Genomic DNA, 1,193 nt, shown 5'->3' with positions numbered 1-1,193 from the left:
GTGGTACGGCTTGGCGCCCTTAAAGCTCGGCAGGAACGAATGGTGGATGTTGATCGCCCGTCCGAACAGCCGGTCCGACAGACCTTTTGAAAAGACCTGCATGTAGCGCGCCAGGATGACCAGTTCGGCCCCTGTCCGCTGCACCAGGTCCAGCAGCTTCTGTTCCTGTTCGGCCTTGTTCTCCTTGGTGGTCGGCCAATGGTGGTAGGGAATGCCCTCCAGCTCGGCGAAGCGGCGGGCATCCTCGTGGTTGGAGACGACGGCTGCAACCTCCGCGTTCAGCCAGCCGACCCTGATCTGGTACAGCAGATGGAGAAGCGCGTGGTCGAACTTGGAGACCATGACGATGATCTTCGGGCGGCGTCCCTGATCGACCAGCGCGGTCTTCATGCCGAAGCGGTCGACGCTCGATTCCAGGGCCCGCGCCAGACTGTCCCCGGTCGAGCCTGGCGGGCTGATGAAGGCGATCCGCATGAAAAAGCGATTGGTCTGCCGGTCCCAGAACTGGCTGCTTTCGGCGATGTTGGCGCCGTTCGCGGCAAGCTCCGCCGTGACGGCGGCGACGATCCCCGGCCGATCCTCGCAGGAAAGCGTGAGAATATGAACCGGCGCGGCCTCGTCCGTCGCATCATTGCCTTGAGATTTCACGCCCCGTCGACCCTCTTCATGAACAGGCTGAGTTCAGCCGGATCCATATGCACCACATGCCTGTCTTCGGGATAGGCGAGACTGTTCACGTCGGCAACATATTCCGAAAACGCGGCGATACGCTCGGCCTGCAAACGATCATATTCGGCGGCGAAATTGCGATACACCTTGGAATGACGGGGCATGTGGCCACGGTTCTGGCCGAGAATGTCGTCGGCGAACAGATATTGCGCATCGCAACCGGTACCCGCTCCCATCGACAGCATGATCAGCGACGTCCGCTCCGAGATCGCCTTGGCCACCTCGACCGGCACCACCTCGATCTCGGCGCCGATGGCGCCTGCAGCCTCCAGCTGCTTCACCGCCGCGAAGATATCCATGGCGGTGTCGGCGGTCTTGCCGACCGCCTTGAAGCCGCCAGTCCAGGTCGCGCGGGAAGGAATGAGGCCAACATGGCCGATCACCGGGATATTGTCATCGGCCATCCGCTTGATCGTGGCGTAGCCGGCGCTGCAATAGACCGCGTCGGCGCCGGCCTTGTAGAG

The 1,193-nt window shown here is 62.4% G+C and carries 2 protein-coding genes; both read right to left on the bottom strand.

Annotated features, from left to right (window positions below):
* A partial coding sequence (locus tag EN932_RS36485) for a formyltetrahydrofolate deformylase (protein WP_128369542.1) occupies window positions 1-648 on the bottom strand: 648 nt, incomplete at its 3' end.
* Window positions 645-1,193: 3-methyl-2-oxobutanoate hydroxymethyltransferase (locus tag EN932_RS36480; protein ID WP_128369541.1), on the bottom strand; the 549-nt coding region annotated here is incomplete at its 5' end. The genes EN932_RS36485 and EN932_RS36480, both read right to left, overlap by 4 nt.

This window comes from Mesorhizobium sp. M7A.F.Ca.US.002.01.1.1 (assembly GCF_004022955.1).
Classification (GTDB): domain Bacteria; phylum Pseudomonadota; class Alphaproteobacteria; order Rhizobiales; family Rhizobiaceae; genus Mesorhizobium; species Mesorhizobium ciceri.
Note: the sequence above shows the minus strand (reverse complement) of the source record. Positions and strands in the feature narration are given on the sequence as shown.